Origin of the sequence: Hydrocoleum sp. CS-953 (assembly GCF_002260545.1) — a bacterium.
Taxonomy (GTDB): domain Bacteria; phylum Cyanobacteriota; class Cyanobacteriia; order Cyanobacteriales; family Microcoleaceae; genus Trichodesmium.
On sequence record NZ_LGSU01000715.1, the window covers coordinates 1 to 4,352 of the forward strand.

General features: G+C 33.0%; 1 protein-coding gene. It reads left to right on the forward strand.

The window, feature by feature from the left end:
• Positions 1 to 64: 64 nt before the first annotated feature.
• The gene (locus AFK68_RS08370; RefSeq protein WP_094672337.1) at positions 65 to 2,572 is read left to right on the forward strand and encodes an alpha/beta hydrolase; all 2,508 of its coding nucleotides are present in this window, start codon (positions 65 to 67) and stop codon (positions 2,570 to 2,572) included.
• Positions 2,573 to 4,352: the final 1,780 nt, after the last annotated feature.

A 4,352-nucleotide genomic window follows, 5' to 3' on the forward strand; every position in this document is an offset into this window, starting at 1 on the left:
AATTATCAATTATTGAAACAGGTATCTATAAATCAATTTTTGAGATTAATGCGAGAAATAAACAATGAGTAAAAAATCTAGCAAATCAACAAAGTTATTAACAAAAATTCTAGTAATAGCAGGAATAATTAGCATCGGTCTTTTGCAAAATCTGTTGAAGCCCAAACCTGCTATGAATGCTGAAAGTATAGTTTTTAAAGTTCCTAATCTCACAGATTTATATATGTCTGTAGATTCTCTAGAAGTATTTGCTAAAGAAGGCATAATTACTAATGATTTTGGCTTCTATGCTGCTTTTATGACAAAAGAAGATTTAGCAAATTTGCGGAAAATATTACAAAAACGTTTTGATATACCGCCTGAATTAATTTCTCGCATTACTAATATGGCTATGGGGCAAGATTTCCTCAAATATTTGGGTCGATTAGTACAAATAGATCCTGATATTAATGGTTATGATGCTATGAGAACTGCTTTAATTGAAGCTGCTTCTGACCCGGAAGAAGGTTTTACTATTATCAATATCATTAAAAAATTTCCGGCAAAAACAATCAGAATAAGTACAGATTTTTTATCTGAGTTTTCTAATGAGTTAACAACTTTCCAAGAATATCGAGATGCTTCTATTACAGCAATTACTGAACAAGCAGAAAAGCAAGTTTCTACAGATCCACAAATGGATTATTCTCAACTGGCAGATTTGAGTCAATTAGGTCCCTATAAAGTAATTAAAAAATCTATTAGTTTTGAAATAGATACTCTACGTCAAACTTACACAGGTTTAACAGGTTCTTATACTCTAGAAGCAGATATTTACTTACCTGAAGGTATCTCTAAACCAGTACCTTTAGTAGTTTATAGTCATGGTTTTGGAGCGGAGAAAAAAAGTATTCTTTTAGCAGAACATTTAGCATCTTATGGAATTGCATTAGCAGGGGTTGAACATTTAGGTAGTGACTTAGCATATCGTCAATCTTTTCTCAAAGGAGAAGTAGATATAGATATCAGTCCTATTGAATATCTTAGCCGCCCATCAGACCTCACATTTTTATTAGATGAACTGGAAAATTTAGTCAAAACTGACTCCTATTGGCAATCTAAAATAGACTTAGAAAAAGTCGGTGCATTAGGAAATTCTTTTGGTGCTACTACAGTCTTATCTTTAGGGGGTGCTAATATTAATTTGGCTAGACTAAATCAAGAATGTGACCCGAAAAAATTGAGTTTAAATGTATCGGTATTGTTGCAATGTCGTGCAGGTTATTTACCACCTTCAAACTATGAGTTAAGAGACCCTCGCGTTAAGGCAGTTTTTGCTTATTTTCCCTTAACAAGTGTAGTTTTCGGACCTGAAGAAATGAGAAATATTTCTATTCCGACTTTACTTATGGGAGGTAGTCACGATATTCTAACTCCAGGGATAGAAGAAGATGTTCATCCTTTTATTTGGATGAATAATAATTCAGATAAATATTTGGCTTTTTTAGTTCCAGGAACTCATTTTTCTACTAGCACTTTAATTCCTGGTTTGCCAGAAGTATTACAGGGTCCGACGCCGGAAGTCGGACAATATTATTTAAAAAATTTAAGTGTGGCTTTCTTTAAAAAATATCTAGATAATCAATCAGAGTATGAACCATATTTAACTGCCTCTTATGGGAAAGTGATGAATAAAGATTCCTTAAATTTGAATTTAATTCAATCTTTAACTGCACAACAATTAATAACTGCTTATGGTAGTTCTCCCCCTAAACCAATCATACCTCCACCTATTACTGCAAAAGTTCCTCAACGACAAGAAACTATCTTGGAAGAAATACAAAGAACTGGAGTAATGAAAGTAGCAATGAGACGAGATGCTACTCCTTTTGGTTATGTAAATAATACAGGAGAATGGGCTGGTTATTGTGAAGATATTATTGAGGCTTTTGCGGAAAATATTGCTCAGGAATTAAATATTTCAACTGGTGTTAAAGTTATAGAAATTGTCTCTACTCTAGAAAACAGATTTCAATTAGTTCAAAATGGAATTGTACATTTAGAATGCGGTCCGAATACGATTAGGGATGATGTTAAAGGTGTGGCTTTTTCGAATCCTTTTTTTGTCACAGGAACTCATTTTTTAGTAAAAAAAGAAACACAAATAAATCCTGATGGTAATTTAGCTGGAGTAAAAACAGGTGTGTTGAGAAATACTACTACAGAAAATTTTATTCAAACAAAATATCCTCAATCTGAAGCAGTCTATTTTAAAGGTAGTAGAGGTATTAATGAAGCTGTCGAATCTTTGGTTGAAGGAGAAATTCAGACTTTGGCTAATGATGGGATATTATCTGTTGGGGAATTGGTAAGACAAAATCTGGATATTAATAATTATAAGTTAGTGCCAGAAGAACCTTTAACTTGTGATTTTTATGGGATGATTATCCCGAACAATGACTCTAAATGGCAAACTAAAATTAATTCTTTTATTGATGGTGAAAAATCTAGACCTATTGATGAAAAATGGTTTAAAGATTTATTTCCTTATCAGTTAGAGAGTGTAGATTTTTGTGTGAATCAACAAAAGTAATATAGGGAATAGGGAATAGGGAATAGGGAATAGGGAATAGGGAATAGGGAGTCGGGAGTCGGGACAAACATTTTTATTCTGGCTAATTAATGAGACTTTATCTGCAGGTTATTCCAACTATATGAAGTACAAATATAGCAATTCCCACAGTTATTATGAGCTAGGGAATAGGGAGTCGGGAGTCGGGAGTCGGGACAAACATTTTTATTCTAGCTAATTAATGAGACTTTATCTGCAGGGTATTCCAACTATATGAAGTACAAATATAGCAATTCCTACAGTTCTTATGAGGTGCAGTTATTTTCCTTATTTTCTATTCCCAGTGAATCAGAATTAGGGTTGGCTGAAAAAGTCTTTTTTAAGAAGTAGGGGAGTAATTTTTTTGCCCAACAATGCGCCATAAATGCTAACTTTTTGATTTTTCGGGAACCGTGCATGAAGAGCTGAAAACCAAGGTATTTCAGACCTAAAAAGGCACTTATCTTTATCTGTCAATGNTTTTGATTTTTCGGGAACCGTGCATGAAGAGCTGAAAACCAAGGTATTTCAGACCTAAAAAGGCACTTATCTTTATCTGTCAATGTTTTGATATTTAATCAGCAAGTCCGAATTACTACTCTTTAGGGACGTTTTATGTAACGTCTCTACCTATTTGATAATTAAGGGAATAGAGAATAGGGAATAGGGAATAGGAAATAGGGAGTAGGGAGTAGGGAAAAACATTTTTATTATGGCTAATTAATGAGACTTTATCTGCAGGGTATTCCAACTATATTAAGTACAAATATAGCACTTCCCACAGTTATTATGAGGTACAGTTATTTTCCTTATTTTCTATTCTCAGTGAAGCAGAATTAGGGTTTGCTGAAAAAGTCTTTTTTAAGGAGTAGGGGAGTAATTTTTTTGCCCAACTATGCGCCATAAATGCGAACTTTTTGATTTTTCGGGAACCGTGCATGAAGAGCTGAAAACCAAGGTATTTCAGACCTAAAAAGGCACTTATCTTTATCTGTCAATGNTTTTGATTTTTCGGGAACCGTGCATGAAGAGCTGAAAACCAAGGTATTTCAGACCTAAAAAGGCACTTATCTTTATCTGTCAATGTTTTTATATTTAATCAGGAAGTCCGAATTACTACTCTTTAGGGACGTTGTATTTCAGCAAAAAACACAATGAACAATTAACAATTAATAATTAATGACTATCACGGCGCTTAGGAGCAATATATAATACCATTTCTCAAAAACTTTTCTACATTTTGTTGAGTAGGGGACTAGGGGAGTAGGGGGGAAGCAAACATAAGAATAATTAACATTAAACTAGCTAAAATTAGCAAAAAAATGATTCTGCGCCCTGCTGATTAGTTAATAACTGAAGTATCGCCAAAGTATAGCAATAATGCATGGGAATTGGTATAAACTATTTACCTAGCACTCGCCCTAGGAATATATTAATTATTAATGACAAAGGGAGGCTTTAAACCTTAATTGTTGAATGAATAATTAATTATTGACTATCAAATCTTAATTATTAATTATTAACTATTAATTATTCGGTAACGTCTCTAGCTATTTGATAATTATTAGTCAGGAGCGTGTTAATTATTCTTATATTTACTGAAAAATTTAGGTATAAAGTCTCTCCATTCATGTAGCGCAGCGTTTCATGTCGGCGATAGCTGAAAACGCTATATCGAATTGAACAAGAAAAGAAAAAAAATCCTTTTAGCCAATCCTTCTATTACAGAAGAGGTAATTATTAATTATTAATTATTAATTAT

Bases quoted from the DNA above. Each gene is read 5' to 3' on its own strand.
- AFK68_RS08370 (WP_094672337.1), top strand. From the start codon at position 65: ATGAGTAAAAAATCTAGCAAATCAACAAAGTTATTAACAAAAATTCTA.